The organism is Cupriavidus oxalaticus (genome assembly GCF_038900635.1).
GTDB classification, from domain to species: domain Bacteria; phylum Pseudomonadota; class Gammaproteobacteria; order Burkholderiales; family Burkholderiaceae; genus Cupriavidus; species Cupriavidus oxalaticus_B.
This window is the reverse complement of record NZ_JAYMRX010000001.1, coordinates 1-15976: the sequence shown is the minus strand read 5'-3', so window position 1 is coordinate 15976 and position 15976 is coordinate 1. Positions and strand designations below refer to the sequence as shown.

Genomic DNA, 15976 nt, shown 5'->3' with positions numbered 1-15976 from the left:
TCGTGGCCGGAATACAAGAGGGCCCGGAGAGAAGGCAAAAAAAGGGACGCTCGCAAGCGTCCCTTTGTCCATAAGCAGGCGTAATGCCTCAATGCGCCGCCATGGCGTCCGCCGAGCCGCCGCCGCCCTTGGCCGGCCGCGTCAGCCAGACAAAGCCGATCAGCACGAAGAACAGCATCCCCGAAATCCAGAAGATATCGTTGGCGCCCAGCATGGCTGCCTGCTGGGTGATGTTGCGCTCGATCACACCCATCGCCTGCGCCTGGCTCATGCCCATCTGCATCAGGTGGCTGAGCTGGTCGTGGTAGGCCGGGTTGTACGGGTTCGCCTGCTCGACCAGCTGTGCATGGTGCAGGGCCGAGCGGTTCTCCCATACCGTGGTCGAGATCGAGGCACCGATGCCGCCGAAGGTAATCCGCACGAAGTTCGACAAGCCCGACGCCGCCGGAATCTTCTCGGCCGGCTGTCCCGACAGGATGATCGAAGTCAGCGGGATAAAGAACATCGCCATCGCCGCGCCCTGGATCAGCGTCGGCACCATCAGCGTCCAGGTATCGACCTGCGTGGTGAAGCCCGAACGCATCAGGCTGACGATGCCGAACGTGATGAACGCGGCCGTTGCGACCCAGCGCGCATCCATCTTCGGCAGGTTACGCCCGATCACCGGCGACAGCAGGATCGCGAAGATCCCTACCGGCGCCATCACGATGCCGGCATCCGTCGCGGTATAGCCGATGATGGTCTGCAGCCACAGCGGCAGGATCACCAGGTTGCCGAAGAACAGCCCGTATGCCACCGAGATGGCCACCACCCCCGAGCTGAAGTTGCGGCCCCTGAACAGGCTGATGTCGACGATCGGATGCTTCTCATGGCTCTCCCACACCAGGAAGAACAGGAAGCCGACAATGGCGACCAGCGTCAGCACCACGATCTCGGTGGAGTGGAACCAGTCCAGCTCCTTGCCCTTGTCGAGCATCAGCTGCATCGACCCCACCCAGATCACCAGCAGCGCCAGGCCGATGCGGTCGATCGGCAGCACCTTGGTCGGCGTCTCGCGGTCCTTGTAGATGGCCCAGGTGGCGTAGGCGGTGATGAAGCCCACCGGCACGTTGATGTAGAAGATCCACGGCCACGTCATGTTGTCGGAGATCCAGCCGCCCAGCAGGGGGCCCATGATGGGCGCCACCAGCGTGGTCATGCCCCATAGCGCCAGCGCCATGGTGCTCTTGGCGGGCGGATAGCTCGACAGCAGCAGCGACTGCGACAGCGGGATCATCGGCCCCGCCACTGCCCCTTGCAGGACCCGCGCGGCCAGCAGCGTTTCCAGGTTGGGCGCGACGCCGCACAGCCAAGACGCCAGCACGAACAGCAGGATCGACGTGATGAACAGCCGCACCGCGCCGAAGCGCGTGGTCAGCCAGCCGGTCAGCGGCACCGAGATCGCATTGGCCACCGCGAACGAGGTAATGACCCAGGTGCCCTGGTTCGGCGCCACGCCGAGGTCGCCCGAGATCGCCGGGATCGACACGTTGGCGATCGACGAGTCGAGCACGTTCATGAACGTGGCCAGCGACAGCGCGATGGTGCCGATCACCAGCTTGCCGCCGGTCAGCGGCTGCGGCTGCTGCGGCGCCAGCGGCGCGGCAGGCCGCGCCGGCGAGCCGGCGCCGGACTGCGCGGCGGTGATGGAGTTGGCCATGGTCAGGTGCGGGCAGGCTTGGCGTTGGCACCGCCGGCCGCGTTGGCCGTGTCGGGCCCGATGGCCCCGTTGCCTCCGTTGGTCCCCTTGGCGCCTTCGGTCCCGGCGGCGGAAGGCAGGCCGGCGGCGCGGCCGCCATTGTTGGCGGTGATAATCTGTGCAATCAGCTGGTCGGCGTCCTGCGCCACCTTGTCATAGACATCGGTCTGCATCGGCCTGGCCGGCGCGGCGTTGGCCATGGCGGCGCCTTCCTCGCGGCGCACGTCGACCTTCACGGTCATCGACAGGCCCACGCGCAGCGGGTGGTCCTTGAGTTGCTGCGGATCCAGCGCGATACGCACCGGCAGGCGCTGCACCACCTTGATCCAGTTGCCGGTGGCATTCTGCGCCGGCAGCAGCGAGAAGGCCGAGCCGGTACCTGCCGAGAAGCCCGCGACCTTGCCCTTGTACTCCACCTTGGAGCCGTACACGTCAGCCTCCAGCGTCACCGGCTGGCCGATGCGCATATGGGTGATCTGCACTTCCTTGAAGTTGGCGTCGACCCAGACCTGGTCCAGCGGCACCACCGCCATCAGCGGCGCACCGGCGGCCACGCGCTGGCCCACCTGCACCGAGCGCTTGGCCACGTAGCCGGTCACGGGCGCCGGCATGGTCGAGCGCGCGAACGACAGGTAGGCCGAGCGCAGGTTGGCGGCGGCGCGCTGCACGTTCGGGTGCTTTTCCACGGTGGTCTGGTCGGTCAGCACCTTGTTCGAGGCCAACTGCTCGCGCGCTGCCAGCAGCGCCGATTCGGCGGCCTTGACCGCCGCCTGCGCGTGCGAGATTTCTTCATTGGAGACCGCGCCCGAGCCCGCGATGGCCTGGCGGCGGCGCAGGTCTTCGCGCGCCTTGGCGACATCGGCATCGCGCAGCGCCACGTTGGCGGCGAGCGAGCCGTTGTTGACGTAGAGCGTGCGCACCTCGCGCACGGCCTGCGCCAGCTGTGCCTCGGCCTGTTCCATCGATACCTGGGTATCGGCCCGGTCCAGCTGGATCAGCGGCTGGCCGGCGGTGACGAGCTGGGTGTCGTCGGCGGCGATCGACACCACCGTGCCGGCCACCAGCGGAGTCACCTGCACCACGTTGCCGGCGACGTAGGCATCGTCGGTGGTTTCGAAATGGCGGGCGTACATGCCCCAGTACACGCCATAGCCGATGCCGGCAACGACGATCGCCGCGGTCAGCGACAGCAGCATGCGCTTGCGCTGGCCGTTGCTGTTGGGGGCCGGGGCTTGCTGGGGATTGCTGGTGCCGGCCGCTTGCTGGTTATTGCTCATGATGTTCTCTGGTGAATCTTGTCTGCAATCGCTGGGTGCGCGGATCAGCCGCGGGCGCCCGCCTCGGTCTTCTGCTGGTGCTGCGCGGTGCCTGCCTGGCTGTGGCCGGCGTGGCTTTCTTCGCCCTCGGCAGGCTCCTGGTAGCCGCCGCCGAGCGCCTTCATCAGGCCCATCTGCAAGTCGAGCCGGCGTGCCTGCAGGTCGGTCGCGAGCCGGCGCTGCTGCAGCACGTTGCTTTCAGCGTTCAACACGGTCAGCTGCGTGCCCAGGCCCGCCTTGTAGCGCGTAGTCGCCAAAGCGTAGGCGTGCTCGGCCAGGTCCAGTGCTTCGCGCTGGCTGTCGATCTGCTTGTCGACGCTGCGGATGCTGGTCATGGTGTCGGCGGTTTCGCGCAGCGCATCGACCAGCGCCTGGTTATAGTTGGCCACGGCGATGTCGTAGCCGGCGTACTTGCCCTTCAGGTTGGCGCGCAGCTTGCCGCCCTCGAAGATCGGCAGGCGCACGGTCGGGCCGATGCCGAAGGTGCGGCTGATGCCCATCAGCAGGTTGGACGGGTCCAGCGCCGCCAGGCCGGCAAACGCGGTCAGGCTGACGTCGGGCAGGAATTCCTTCTTTGCGACGCTGATGTCCTTGGATGCCGCTTCGACGCGCCAGCGCGCCGCCACCAGGTCGGGACGGCGGCCAAGCAGGCCGATGGTCAGGTCGTCGGGAAGGGTGGGTGTGGCCTGCGCCAGCAGCACCGGAGGCTGGATCTGCAGGCCGCGGTCCGGGCCCTTGCCCAGCAGCGCGGCGAGCTGGTTGCGGGCCAGCGCGATTTCCTCGTCGACGCGCTGCAGGTCGGTCTGCGATGCGGCCACGGTGCCGCGTGCCTGCGTGGTCTCGACCTGCGTGTCCAGGCCGGCGGCCAGCCGCTGGCGCGACAGTTCGGTCAGGTCGCGGCGCTGCGCGATGGCGCGCTCGGCGACATCGTGCTGGGCATACAGCGCGGCCAGGCGGGCGTAGTTGCGCGCGATCGAGGTCGCCAGGATCAGGCGCGAGGCCTGGCTTTCCGCTTCGGCGGCGCGGTCGTCCGACAGCGCGGCTTCGAGTGCGTCGCGGTTCTTGCCCCAGAAGTCGAAGTCATACGACAGGCCGACCTGCAGCCGCGACTGGTTCTGCCACGAGCCGGCCAGCGGCGTGCCCATGAACAGGTCGTTGTTGGAGAAGCGCTGCCGGATCAGGCTGCCTTCGAACTCCAGGTGCGGGTAGAGCGCGCTGCGCGTGGCCTCGGCCATGGCGCGCGACGCTTCCACGCGGGCAAAGGCCGCCTGCAGACCGGGATTGTCCTTGACCGCTTCGTCGACCAGCGCGCTCAGCTGCGGGTCCCTGAACTGGTCGACCCAGTCCTGCGTGGGCCACTGGCCGTGTTCGCCGGGCAGGGTTTGCGAGGTGGCCATCGCGGCCGGCTCGGCCATGGACTGCGTGCTGTGCGAATTGCCGAGCGCGGCGCAGCCGGCCAGCACTGCCGCGGCCACGGCGGTCAGTGCCAGGGTGCCCGCGCGGCGTGCCAGTTCGCGTGGCCGCGCCGACAGGGTGGCTTGTGAAGAGAGAGCTTGTTTCATGGTGTTGCTCCGTATCCGGAGCCATGCCTTGTGACGGGTGGTACGGTGTGTCCGGCTTGTCCGGACGGTCTGCCTTGCCGGGGTCCGGCAGGCGCCGCGCTACCCGCTGTTGTTATCGATGACCCGGCGCAGCATGCTCTTCAGCAACTGGAGTTCGTCGGCGGAAAAGCCCCTGAAGTGCTGGGAAAGTGCTTTGCAGAAAATGGTCGGCAGGCGGTCTGCCAGTGCCTGGCCCTGTTCGGTCAGCAACAGGTCGACCACGCGGCGGTCGTCGTCGCGGCGCTGGCGTTCGACCAGGCCGCGTTTTTCCATGCGGCTGAGCAGGCGCGTGACCGAGCCCATGTCGGTGTTCAGTTCACGCCCCAGATCTGTGACGGTGGCGGCACGCCCGGTGGCGATCATGATCAGGCAGCTTGCCTGCGCATGCGTGATGTCCAGGCTGCTGACCTCCTGCTCCACGGTGTGCGCCAGCGAATTCTTTGCGCGCTGGAGCAGATACCCGACGCTGTCGCTCATCTGGTATCCGGCGGGATCGAACAACGCGGCGCCCGTTGCCGGGGGGCCGGAGGAAGGGTCCTGTGACATCTTTGCCTTTGCAATCTTTGCTGTGGCAAATATATGTTTGTATTTAAGGATGCACAAGAACGGAAATTGGTTATTTCGTTTTTAGCAAAGATATTTGCTATCCGAGTGACGGTTGAGGTCAACGCATCTTGCGCCGCAACATGCTAGAATGTTGGGTTACCTCAGATTCTCCGACCCTCCTTGCGAGAGTCGCTTTTAGCGAGACGCAGCAATGACCCGCGCCATCCGAAACATCGCCATCATCGCTCACGTCGATCATGGCAAGACCACCCTGGTCGACCAGCTCCTGCGCCAGGCAGGCACCTTCCGCGACAACCAGCAAGTCGCCGAGCGGGTGATGGACTCGAACGACCTGGAAAAGGAACGCGGGATCACGATTCTCGCGAAAAACTGTGCCGTCGAATACAACGGCACCCATATCAATATCGTCGACACCCCGGGCCACGCCGACTTCGGCGGTGAAGTGGAGCGCGTGCTGTCGATGGTCGACGGCGTGCTGCTGCTGGTCGACGCGGTCGAGGGCCCGATGCCCCAGACCCGCTTCGTCACGCGCAAGGCGCTGGCGCTGGGCCTGAAGCCGATCGTGGTGGTCAACAAGATCGACCGCCCGGGCGCGCGCCCGGACTGGGTCATCAACCAGACCTTCGACCTGTTCGACAAGCTGGGCGCCACCGACGAGCAGCTCGACTTCCCGGTGATCTACGCCTCGGGCCTGAACGGCTTTGCCGGCCTGACCGAAGACGTGCGCGACGGCGACATGAAGCCGCTGTTCGAAACCGTGCTGGACAAGGTGCCGGTGCGTGACGACGATCGGGACGGTCCCCTGCAGCTGCAGATCATCTCGCTGGACTACTCCAGCTACGTCGGCAAGATCGGCGTGGGCCGCATCTCGCGTGGCCGCGCCCGTCCGCTGCAGGACGTGGTGGTCAAGTTCGGCCCGGAAGGCAACCCGATCAAGGGCCGCATCAACCAGGTGCTGAAGTTCCAGGGCCTGGAGCGCGAGATCGTGCCCGAGGCCGAAGCCGGCGACATCGTGCTGATCAACGGCATCGAAGAACTGGGTATCGGCTGCACCGTGTGTGCGCCGGACGCCCAGGACGCGCTGCCGATGCTGAAGGTGGATGAGCCGACGCTGACCATGAACTTCTGCGTCAACACCTCGCCGCTGGCCGGCCGTGAAGGCAAGTTCGTGACCAGCCGCCAGCTGCGCGAGCGCCTGGACCGCGAACTGAAGTCGAACGTGGCGCTGCGCGTGGCCGATACCGGCGACGACACTATCTTCGAAGTGTCGGGCCGCGGCGAACTGCACCTGACCATCCTGCTGGAAAACATGCGCCGCGAAGGCTACGAGCTGGCCGTGTCGCGTCCGCGCGTGGTGTTCAAGGAAATCGACGGCGTCAAGAACGAACCGTACGAACTGCTGACCGTGGACGTCGAAGACAGCCACCAGGGCGGCGTGATGGAAGAGCTGGGCCGCCGCAAGGGCGAACTGCTCGACATGGCGTCGGACGGCAAGGGCCGTACCCGACTGGAATACCGCATCCCGGCCCGCGGCCTGATCGGCTTCCAGGGCGAGTTCCTGACGCTGACGCGCGGCACCGGCCTGATCAGCCATATCTTCGACGACTACGCGCCGGTGCGCGAAGGCGGCCTGGGCGAGCGCCACAACGGCGTGCTGATCTCGCAGGACGACGGCGATGCCGTGGCCTACGCGCTGTGGAAGCTGCAGGACCGCGGCCGCATGTTCGTCAAGCCGGGCGATGCGCTGTATGAAGGCATGATCATCGGCATCCACAGCCGCGACAACGACCTGGTGGTCAACCCGATCAAGGGCAAGCAGCTGACCAACGTGCGCGCTTCGGGTACCGACGAAGCGGTGCGCCTGGTGCCGCCGATCCAGATGTCGCTGGAATATGCGGTGGAATTCATCGCCGACGACGAGCTGGTCGAGCTCACGCCCAAGAGCATCCGCCTGCGCAAGCGCCACCTGAAGGAGCACGAGCGCAAGCGTGCCTCCCGCGAAGGCGCATAAGCGTTCACGGTGTCAAAAAAACCGCGCTTTCGAGCGCGGTTTTTTTATTGCCGCCGCGTCACCACACGCACATCCTAAGTTCGCGGAAGCACCTCCGTGGCGGACGCACGCGGGCTGCGCCATTCCGGCGGCTTCCACAGGTAGCGCAGATCCCGGTCGCGCCACGCATCCACGAACATGTCGCGCCATTCGTGGAAGGTCAGCGTCAGCGGGTTGTGCGTGCGCACCTGGCGCGTGATGCCATATACGGGCGCCTCCCGCTCGGGGACGAAGGTGCCGAAGAGCCTGTCCCACACCGTCAGCACGCCGGCGTAGTTGCGATCGATGTACTGCGGGTTCCTGGCGTGATGCACGCGATGGACCGAAGGCGTGTTGAGTACCGATTCGATCCACGGCCAGCGCCGCCCCAGCCGCGTATGGACGAAGAACTGGAATGCCAGATTCAGGCCGACGGCCAGGATCACCCAGTCCGGCGTAAAGCCGATATACGCCAGCGGAATCCAGAACAGCCACATCCCGGACAGCGGATACGTCAGGCTCTGCCGGAACGCGGTCGAAAAATTCATGCCTTCCGACGAGTGATGCGTCACGTGCGACGCCCATAGCCAGCGCACGCGATGGCTGGCGCGGTGGAACCAGTAGTACAGCAAGTCCTGCAGCAGCAGCAGCAGCGCGAAGGACCAGGCCGTCTCCGGGACCGCGCGCAATCCATGCTGGTAACACCAGCTGTAGACCGTCCGGATCATCAGCCACAGGAAGAACGCGTCCGACGCCTGGTGCATCAGCGCGAGCGCCGCATTGGAGACGGTATCGCGCAGGCTGTACACCGACCGGTCGCGGTGCGCCCAGTACCAGGCCTCGCCGGCAATGGTCAGCAGGAAGACCGGCGCAAACGCCAGCAGGATGAGTTCGGGATCGAGCGATTCGGTGGTCATCCCGCAAGTGTGCACATTCCATCCGGAATTGCTACGAGCAGTTCCTCCAAACATGCGGGATGACGCGAGGTGAGCCGCATCGGGCACATCCTCGCATTGCTGTACTCATGCGCAGTTGTGTTGCGCATCGGAAGGTAACTAATCCGGGTTAAGGAACCGTTGTGCGCGCCGTAGATGAGCAGGGCAGCGGCATGTCGCGTCCCCTGATTTCGCAAACGCCCTCGTCCCGAATTTTTTGGCTTTCTACCCCCGGAGCTTCAATGTTCAAGAACACTACCATCGGAGTCAGATTGTGGTTCCTGACAATCGTTACCAATGTGTTGATTCTGATTGTCGGCGCCGTCGGTTGGCTCGGCATGTCGAGCAGCAACGATGCCACGCGCCAGATCTATTCGCAGCAACTGTCGGCGGCGGTGCATCTTGCCGAAGCGCGCTCGAACCAGCTGCTGGTGCGGGTGCTGCTCGACCAGGCCACCTTCGCCACCGACCCCGCCGACGCCAAGGCGCGCGCCGCGACCGCCGAGGGCTTTGCGCGCGATTCCGAGAAAGCATGGAAGGCCTACCTTGCGCTGCCGCGCTCCGCGGAAGAAGAGAAGATGGTCGATGATGTCACCGCCAAGCGCGACGCACTGTTCAAGCAAGGCGTGGCCCCCATGATTGCCGCATTGCACGCGGCCGATCGCGATGCGGTGATGAAATACGTGCTCGAGGAAATCCCCCGGCTCGACATCGCCTTCACCGCGGCCAACGCCGAACTCAACCAGCTGCAGCTGGCCAGCGCGAAGGGGGTCTACGAAGCGTCGCAGCACCGCTATCGCAACCTGTTCACGATGTCGGTCATTGCGCTGGTGCTGGGCCTGGCGTTCAGCACCGTGGTGGCGTGGCGCCTGCGCGGTTCGATCGTGCAACCGCTCGATGTTGCCATCACGCGCTTCGACAGGATCGCCGGCGGTGACCTGAGTGTGCAGGCAGCGGCCAGCGGTGGCGTGCAGGCCGATGAGTCGGCGCGCAACGAAACGGCGCGCATGCTGGGCATGCTGGGCCGCATGCAACACAGCCTGGTGGCGATGGTGGGCGAAGTGCGCGGTGGTGCCGATGCCATTGCCTCGGCCAGCAAGCAGATCGCCAGCGGCAATGCCGACCTGTCGCAGCGAACCGAGCAACAGGCGGCATCGCTGGAAGAAACCGCATCCAGCATGGAAGAGCTGACCGGCACCGTGCGCCAGAACGCCGACAGCGCGCGTGAGGCGCGCACGCTGGCCACGGACGCCAGCGCGCTGGCCGAGCGGGGCAGCGAGGCGGTGTCGCGCGTGGTCGATACCATGCGTTCGATCGACGGCAGTTCGAGCAAGATCGTGGACATCATCGACGTGATCGAGAAGATCGCGTTCCAGACCAATATCCTGGCGCTCAATGCCGCCGTCGAGGCGGCGCGCGCCGGCGAGCACGGCCGCGGCTTCGCGGTGGTGGCGGGCGACGTACGCGACCTGGCGCAGCGCTGCGCCGGTGCATCGAAGGAGATCCGGACGCTGATCGGCGCTTCGGTGGCGAACGTGCGCGAAGGGACGGGACTGGTCGACGATGCTGGCCGCGCCATGCAGGACATCGTCGACGCCGTTCGGCGCGTGAGCAGCATCATCGGCGATATCAGCGCGGCGTCGGACGAACAGTCGCACGGCATCGAGCAGGTCAACGTGGCGGTGTCGCAGATGGACAGCATGACCCAGCAGAACGCGGCGCTGGTCGAGCAGGCCGCTGCCGCGGCCGCTTCGCTGGAAGACCAGGCGCAGCGCCTGACCGCGCTGGTGGCGACGTTCAGGCTGGCCTGAAGGCGGCCGCCCGCGGCGCATGCGCATCATCCATGCATGCGCCGCAAGCTGCCCATGGGGTACGCCTGCCGGTGCGACTGGCGTAAAATCGCCAGTTGCATTGGAGGAGTAAGACATGACTGAATTCGTCACGACCGAAGTCCAAGGTGGCATCGGATACCTGACGCTGAATCGTCCGCAAGCGCTCAACGCGCTGTCGCTCGACATGATCCGCGCCATCACCCAGGCGCTGCAGGCGTGGGCTTCTGCGCCCGAAGTGGTGGCGGTGGTGGTCTCCGGTGCCGGCGGCAAGGCATTCTGCGCCGGTGGCGATATCCGCTACTTCCACAAGGCGGCGCATGAAGGCGATCCGCTGCTCGACCAGTTCTTTGTCGAGGAATACGCGCTCAATTTCCTGATCCATCGCTACGCCAAGCCCTATATCGCGCTGATGGACGGCGTGGTGATGGGCGGCGGCATGGGCATTTCGCAAGGGGCCCGGCTGCGCCTGGTCACCGAGCGCACCAGAATGGCCATGCCCGAAACCAATATCGGCCTGTTCCCCGATGTCGGCGGAGGCTGGTTCCTCGCACGCACGCCGGGCCATATCGGCGAATACCTGGGGCTGACCGGCACCGCGATCAGCGCGGCCGATGCGCTGTACGCAGGCCTGGCCGATGCCTACCTGCCGGGCAACCGGCTGGCCGAGCTGGTGGATTCGCTGCGCGCGCGGCAGTTTGCCAGCGGCGATGCCGTACTCGCGCATATCGAAGGCTTCACCGCGCCGCACCGCGCTGACTGCCCGCCTGCGCAAAGCACGCTGGCGGGCCTGTCCGCACAGATCGACGCGCTGTTCGCGGGCAATACCGCGCAGGATATCCTGGCGGCCGTCAGCGATGCGCCGGGCGACTGGGCCGCGCAAACCGCTGCCATGCTGCGCAGCCGTTCGCCGCTGATGCTGTGCGTGTCGCTGGAGCAGATCCGCCGCGCGCGCGGCATGTCGCTCGAAGACGAGCTGCGCATGGAGCTCGACATGATGTACTACGTGTTCCGCAAGGGCGACGGCGTCGAGGGCATCCGCGCGCTGGCGATCGACAAGGACCACAAGCCGCGCTGGCAGCATGCCCGGCTGGATGAGGTTGGTCGCGAGACGATCCAGTCGTTCTTCGACAGCCCGTGGCGTGCGGAAGACCATCCGCTCGCCGCGCTGGGCAAGTCCGCCTGATCAGCTCGTTCACACGGCCGGCGGCGTTTGCGCGCAACTTGCTTGACGGCGGAGCAGTCGCGACTCGGGTAGAGTGGCGGCTGGACCGGCGCGGGCGGCCATGCCAGACATGGCGCCGCACCGTCCGCTTCAAGTGTCCACACAGACAAAGGAGCCGATCGTCGAGATCGGCGAACTGCAGCTCTACAACCAGGACCTGGACGACAAGCCGCCGCAGCCCTGGGCCGCATTCCGGGACCGCGTGCGCCGCGCCGATGCGGTGCTGTTCGTCACGCCCGAGTACAACCGCTCGGTCCCCGCACCGCTGAAGAACGCCATCGACGTGGGCTCGCGCCCCTATGGCAGCAGCGTCTGGGACGGCAAGCCTGGCGCCATCATCAGCGCCTCGCCGGGTGCCGTCGGCGGGTTCGGCGCCAACCATCACCTGCGGCAGTCGATGGTGTTCCTCAATGTTCCGCTGCTGCAGCAGCCCGAGGCCTATATCAGCGGCGTCGACAAACTGTTCGACGAGCAAGGCGGCATTGCCAGCGAATCCACGCGGGGCTTGTTCGACAAGTTCCTGGCCACGTTCGCCACGTGGATTGACAAGACTGCAGCCGCACGATGAGTCTGGGCGCGGCCGCGCCCTGGCATGACTGATGGTTCATGGTCAGGATCATCGAGATTTTGGCCATGCCAGCGACAACCTTCGTTGCAGTCTGGTCGTAGGCAGCGTCTCGGGCGAAAGATCCGCGAGGGTGGTAAACTCATGCGCCTCCCGCAAAGCCGCGATACTGCTTCGGCTGCATTGTGCGCCGCCTCAGGCGCATGGGAGCTGCCCCCACCGGGCACCGTCGATATCTGCGAGTAGCATGAGGATTGGCCGCGCCGATCCGTTCCGAAATGACCCATTTTCAAGGTAAACCTGCCGCGGCAAGTCCGCGCCGCGTATCCGTGGCGCCGATGATGGATTGGACTGACCGCCATTGCCGCACCTTCCATCGCCAGCTCAGCCGCCATACCTGGCTGTACACCGAGATGGTGACCACCGGTGCGCTGCTGCATGGCGACGTGCCGCGCCACCTGGATTTCGATGCGGCGGAGCAGCCGGTCGCGCTGCAGCTGGGCGGCAGCGAGCCGGCAGACCTGGCCGCGGCGGCGAGGTTGGGCGAGCAATGGGGCTACAAGGAGATCAACCTGAATTGCGGCTGCCCGTCCGAGCGCGTGCAGCGCGGTGCTTTCGGCGCCTGCCTGATGGCGGAGCCCGAACTGGTTGCCGATTGCGTGAAGGCGATGCGCGATGCGGTCAGCATTCCGGTGACGGTGAAGCATCGCATCGGCATCGATACCATCGAGCACTACGATTTCGTACGGGATTTTGTCGGCACGGTCACGGAGGCGGGCTGCGACACGTTTATCGTTCATGCCCGCAATGCCATCCTGAAAGGCCTGAGCCCCAAGGAAAACCGCGAGATTCCGCCGCTGCGCTATGAAGTGGCATACCAGCTGAAACAGGAATTTCCGCAGCTGGAGATCCTGATCAATGGCGGCATCGTCACCTATGACGAGATGGCGCGGCATCTGCAGCACGTCGACGGCGTGATGATTGGCCGCGAGGCATATCACCAGCCCTATGTGCTGGCGGAAATGGATGTGCGCTTCTATGGCGACGCGGGGGCACCAGTTCGATCGCGGCTGGATGTAGAGCTATCGATGCAGGATTATATCGGCGACATGGTCGAACGCGGCGGGTATATGGGGGCGGTCACGCGGCATATGCTGGGGCTGTACCGCGGCGTTGCGGGAGGACGAGGCTGGCGCCGCGTGCTGTCCGATGCGAAACGCATGCATGCCGCGCGCACTCGGGCCGATGTGGATGCACTGTTTGAAGAGGCGCGTAGCCATCTGCGTCCCCTCGCGTCAGAGCCGCTGGCGGCATAGAGGGATTCGCGCTGGACGATCGAGCATCACCCCGTCAGGGGCTATCGAATCGTTGCTCTAACACCGAATCGCCAATCTGTGCATTGAATACCGAGGGTAGCGCGCGCGACGCTTGCCAGCTCCGATCGTCCGGAAACTGGCGCCCGCAAAGGGATTCCCCTAATTCGCCAAGGCAGGGCACTTTTTTACACTGTGCCTGCCCTCGAATACAGGGCTTTCTTCAACTGATTATTCAGCCCGCTTCGGCGGGCTTTTTTTCGTCGGCGCGTCCCGCGCTCTTCGTTTACCCGAATGGTGCAAGTCCCGGATGACAGTTACATTGCAACGGCCTTCAGGGCATTTGAGATCGCTAAAGTTAAGAGTCCGCGCTGCGGACTCTTTTTTTTGGCCTTTTATGGCCTGCTGCGATCGCGCCAGTCGAGCTGATTTGACCGGATCGCATGAAAAAGAGTTCCATCGGTCATGCGCTGCAGCGCTGGATCTATCGCGAAGTATGGTTGATGCCCACGTCCAGCGTTCCGTAGGCCGTGATTCCTGACTCCCGTCCATCGCCTGCGCCGCCCGCACAGCCCGCCAGGGCCACGACCATCCCCAGCAGCGACAAGACACCTGCCAGGCGTCCAAGGATCGTTCGCATGCTCTTTTCCTCGCAATTCTTCCCGAAAATGGTTGGGCCACTGCCAATGCGCCAGGTTCCGGCGAACCTTGCACTGCCAAACCGAACTGCGGGGAAGGAAAAGAGGCAGGCAGCCCGATGGAGCGGGCCGCCTGATGGGAAGATCGAGGGGGGTCAATGTCCCTCGGAGCAGAGTATCGCTGCGCGCACGTCCGGCAAGAACCCTGCAGAGGTGGGGGCTGAGAACGCCATATCGCCTGCGGATTGGTGACTTCCCGCAAACGCCTGCCACGCCCATGTCTGGCAACGTGGCCTGCGTGCTACGATTCTTCGCATCGCCACAGGCGAACGGACGGCGGCTAGCGTGGACAAAGCGAACGCGAACAACGATGAGTCATTCGGCGAAGTGTTTGAGGACTTCAGGCTGGTCTGGGTCGCCGAACAACTGCAGGATGGCAAATGGACGGCGCGCTACTGCTGGCACCATGGCACCTCGGAGGCCGCAGGCAGGGCATTGCAGGAAGCCGTCCTCAACGGCAAGTCGCGCCGGTTGCTGGGGCACTTCGATTCCGAGGCGGAGACCATTGCTGCCATCAAGCAGGCAGTGTTGCTGGAGGCCAAGTGGCAGCCGCGCAAGGCGTGATGCAAGTCCCGAAAAAAATTTGTGCGGGATACTAGCCATCTCGGAAAAGAGTTTGTATAATCTTGGTTTTCGTCGATCAGCGCTTCGCTGATGACCTCTACGGTGGCTGTAGCTCAGTTGGTAGAGTCCAGGATTGTGATTCCTGTCGTCGTGGGTTCGAGTCCCATCAGCCACCCCAAGAATTTCCTTACAAAACAGCGCCTTACACAGGCGCTGTTTTGCTTTCCGGGACTCCTGTTACGACTTTTGGAAGATGAGATTCCAATTTTGGAAGATCATCAGCGGGTTGCCTTCACTTTCCGCTCTCGCCGGCGGTCGTAGATCTTGGCCACCATGCGCCCGTCGGCGTGCCCGGTGGCATCCACGATGCGCTCATCGCCTTCGTCCATCCGCTCAGTCACCGCGCTCGGCCGCATGTCCGCAAGTGCAAAACGCACGAACGGGATTTCCTCCTTCTCGGCAGCCGCTTCGCAATAGTCCATCAGGCGCCCCCAGATCGTGGTCCACCCGCTGCGGCTGTACACCTGCCCAGAAGTGTTACCAAAGACGTAGACACCAGGGATGCGCTGTAGCGCCAGCGCTTCGTCGACAGTCGCCTTCAGTTCCGGCGACCAATGGATCAGTTTCCAGCGCTGGGCATGCCCTGCTTTGCGCTTTCCGACCGGCACCTGAACGCCGGCGTCAGTGATGCGCTGCCGAGGAGGGCGCGCATCTCATCCGGGCGGCTGACGGTCAGGAAAGCCGTGTTGGCACACAGCGCCATGATGTGGTAGCTTCCGCCGCGCTCGCGCGCAATCCGTCTCATCAACTGCATCTCAGCCGGTGACACCACGCGCTGCCGGGGGCGGGTCGGGTTGTACTCGATCCCGCGGCATGGGTTTTCCTCGAGGTCGCCGTGCTTGCGCCCATACTCCAGCACTGCTGACAGGAGAGCGATCTCCTTGTTCGCCTTCGCCGGTGCTCCCTTGCTGGCACGGCCCGCCAGGTATTTGTATACGTGGACGGGTTTGATGGTCTCTGGCGCCATCTTCCCAAACACGCCGATCAGCTTTTTCGATTCGCGTCTGTTCTCAGTGAGCGTGCCGTCAGCCTTTCTGGACTCGCTGTCTGCAGGCAGCCCTTCCTGCCACTCGAAATACCGTTCGAAAAGCGATTCGACCGTACCGGCGCGCACGACATTGCCGTTCAGCTCGTTGGCTCGCCGGATGGCCTCGTCGCGGATAGCGGCAACCGCCTCGGGATTATTTGTCGAGGCCGACAGCCGGAAGGCCCATTTACCGGTATCGAGCTTGTAGCCGTAGCTCGTCTTGAACTTGCCCGCACGCATGTAGAGGCGAAATGGCAGCCCGTCGGGCCGATGACGACGTCCAATCATGTTCAGATGGCAGAGAAATCGGGTTCTACGGGAGCCGGCGCGACATTCGAGACAGGGGCGACCCCGTGCATTCGGGCGTCATAGTATCGGCGGTTGGATTTGCCCCCGTGTCCGCGGACACGGTCACACCCTTAGGTTGATAAGGCCATCGCACGCCTGAACTCGCGCGGAGAGCGGTAATTCAGGGCGCTATGGGGGTGCTGCTCGTTGTAGTGCTCAAA

At 64.7% G+C, this 15976-nt stretch carries 13 protein-coding genes and 1 tRNA gene; 7 read left to right on the top strand and 7 right to left on the bottom strand.

Going from position 1 to position 15976, the window contains the following annotated elements; translation table 11 throughout:
- Positions 1-88 precede the first annotated feature (88 nt).
- The 4 genes from VSR71_RS00070 to VSR71_RS00055 form a co-directional block, all read right to left on the bottom strand.
- Entirely contained in the window at positions 89-1699 is a 1611-nt protein-coding gene (locus VSR71_RS00070; protein ID WP_342911969.1) for a DHA2 family efflux MFS transporter permease subunit, read from the bottom strand.
- Between the two features lie 2 nt (positions 1700-1701).
- The gene (locus VSR71_RS00065) at positions 1702-3015 is read right to left on the bottom strand and encodes an HlyD family efflux transporter periplasmic adaptor subunit (protein ID WP_342911968.1); all 1314 of its coding nucleotides are present in this window, start codon (positions 3013-3015) and stop codon (positions 1702-1704) included.
- A gap of 44 nt (positions 3016-3059) precedes the next feature.
- Complete coding sequence (locus VSR71_RS00060) at positions 3060-4616, bottom strand: efflux transporter outer membrane subunit (RefSeq protein ID WP_342911967.1); 1557 nt, start codon at positions 4614-4616, stop codon at positions 3060-3062.
- A 99-nt stretch (positions 4617-4715) separates the two neighbouring features.
- Positions 4716-5201, bottom strand: a complete 486-nt coding sequence (locus VSR71_RS00055; protein WP_342911966.1) for a MarR family winged helix-turn-helix transcriptional regulator — start codon at positions 5199-5201, stop codon at positions 4716-4718.
- 211 nt (positions 5202-5412) lie between these two features.
- On the opposite strand from VSR71_RS00055, the gene typA reads away from it, so the two are divergent.
- Positions 5413-7233 (top strand): translational GTPase TypA, encoded by a 1821-nt coding sequence (gene typA, locus VSR71_RS00050; protein ID WP_342911965.1) that lies wholly within the window; start codon positions 5413-5415, stop codon positions 7231-7233.
- 74 nt (positions 7234-7307) lie between these two features.
- Here the strand turns inward: typA and VSR71_RS00045 are convergent, their stop codons facing one another.
- Positions 7308-8168, bottom strand: coding sequence for a sterol desaturase family protein (locus VSR71_RS00045; RefSeq protein ID WP_342911964.1), 861 nt, complete (start codon positions 8166-8168; stop codon positions 7308-7310).
- Between the two features lie 260 nt (positions 8169-8428).
- On the opposite strand from VSR71_RS00045, the gene VSR71_RS00040 reads away from it, so the two are divergent.
- The 6 genes from VSR71_RS00040 to VSR71_RS00015 all read left to right on the top strand — a co-directional run bounded on the left by VSR71_RS00040 (position 8429) and on the right by VSR71_RS00015 (position 14558).
- A complete protein-coding gene (locus VSR71_RS00040; RefSeq protein WP_342911963.1) occupies positions 8429-9997 on the top strand; it encodes a methyl-accepting chemotaxis protein in 1569 nt (522 codons plus the stop codon).
- 115 nt (positions 9998-10112) lie between these two features.
- Positions 10113-11201, top strand: a complete 1089-nt coding sequence (locus VSR71_RS00035; RefSeq protein ID WP_342911962.1) for an enoyl-CoA hydratase/isomerase family protein — start codon at positions 10113-10115, stop codon at positions 11199-11201.
- Positions 11202-11334: 133 nt separating this feature from the next.
- Positions 11335-11808 carry an NAD(P)H-dependent oxidoreductase gene (locus VSR71_RS00030; RefSeq protein ID WP_342911961.1) on the top strand — a complete coding sequence of 158 codons (474 nt, stop codon included), beginning with the start codon at positions 11335-11337 and terminating at the stop codon, positions 11806-11808.
- Positions 11809-12083: 275 nt separating this feature from the next.
- Positions 12084-13121 (top strand): tRNA dihydrouridine(20/20a) synthase DusA, encoded by a 1038-nt coding sequence (gene dusA / locus VSR71_RS00025; RefSeq protein WP_342911960.1) that lies wholly within the window; start codon positions 12084-12086, stop codon positions 13119-13121.
- 980 nt (positions 13122-14101) lie between these two features.
- Positions 14102-14380 carry a hypothetical protein gene (locus VSR71_RS00020; RefSeq protein WP_342911959.1) on the top strand — a complete coding sequence of 93 codons (279 nt, stop codon included), beginning with the start codon at positions 14102-14104 and terminating at the stop codon, positions 14378-14380.
- 102 nt (positions 14381-14482) lie between these two features.
- A tRNA-His gene (locus tag VSR71_RS00015) sits at positions 14483-14558 on the top strand.
- Between the two features lie 100 nt (positions 14559-14658).
- Here VSR71_RS00015 and VSR71_RS00010 read toward each other — a convergent pair.
- Both VSR71_RS00010 and VSR71_RS00005 read right to left on the bottom strand, forming a co-directional pair.
- Entirely contained in the window at positions 14659-15048 is a 390-nt protein-coding gene (locus VSR71_RS00010) for a hypothetical protein (protein ID WP_342911958.1), read from the bottom strand.
- Positions 15000-15755 (bottom strand): hypothetical protein, encoded by a 756-nt coding sequence (locus VSR71_RS00005; protein WP_342911957.1) that lies wholly within the window; start codon positions 15753-15755, stop codon positions 15000-15002. The genes VSR71_RS00010 and VSR71_RS00005 overlap by 49 nt, the downstream gene beginning before the upstream one ends.
- Positions 15756-15976 lie beyond the last annotated feature (221 nt).

Coding starts and splice junctions, on each gene's coding strand:
- VSR71_RS00070 (WP_342911969.1), bottom strand. CDS start 1,699: ATGGCCAACTCCATCACCGCCGCGCAGTCCGGCGCCGGCTCGCCGGCG.
- VSR71_RS00065 (WP_342911968.1), bottom strand. CDS start 3,015: ATGAGCAATAACCAGCAAGCGGCCGGCACCAGCAATCCCCAGCAAGCC.
- VSR71_RS00060 (WP_342911967.1), bottom strand. CDS start 4,616: ATGAAACAAGCTCTCTCTTCACAAGCCACCCTGTCGGCGCGGCCACGC.
- VSR71_RS00055 (WP_342911966.1), bottom strand. CDS start 5,201: ATGTCACAGGACCCTTCCTCCGGCCCCCCGGCAACGGGCGCCGCGTTG.
- typA (WP_342911965.1), top strand. CDS start 5,413: ATGACCCGCGCCATCCGAAACATCGCCATCATCGCTCACGTCGATCAT.
- VSR71_RS00045 (WP_342911964.1), bottom strand. CDS start 8,168: ATGACCACCGAATCGCTCGATCCCGAACTCATCCTGCTGGCGTTTGCG.
- VSR71_RS00040 (WP_342911963.1), top strand. CDS start 8,429: ATGTTCAAGAACACTACCATCGGAGTCAGATTGTGGTTCCTGACAATC.
- VSR71_RS00035 (WP_342911962.1), top strand. CDS start 10,113: ATGACTGAATTCGTCACGACCGAAGTCCAAGGTGGCATCGGATACCTG.
- dusA (WP_342911960.1), top strand. CDS start 12,084: ATGACCCATTTTCAAGGTAAACCTGCCGCGGCAAGTCCGCGCCGCGTA.
- VSR71_RS00005 (WP_342911957.1), bottom strand. CDS start 15,755: ATGATTGGACGTCGTCATCGGCCCGACGGGCTGCCATTTCGCCTCTAC.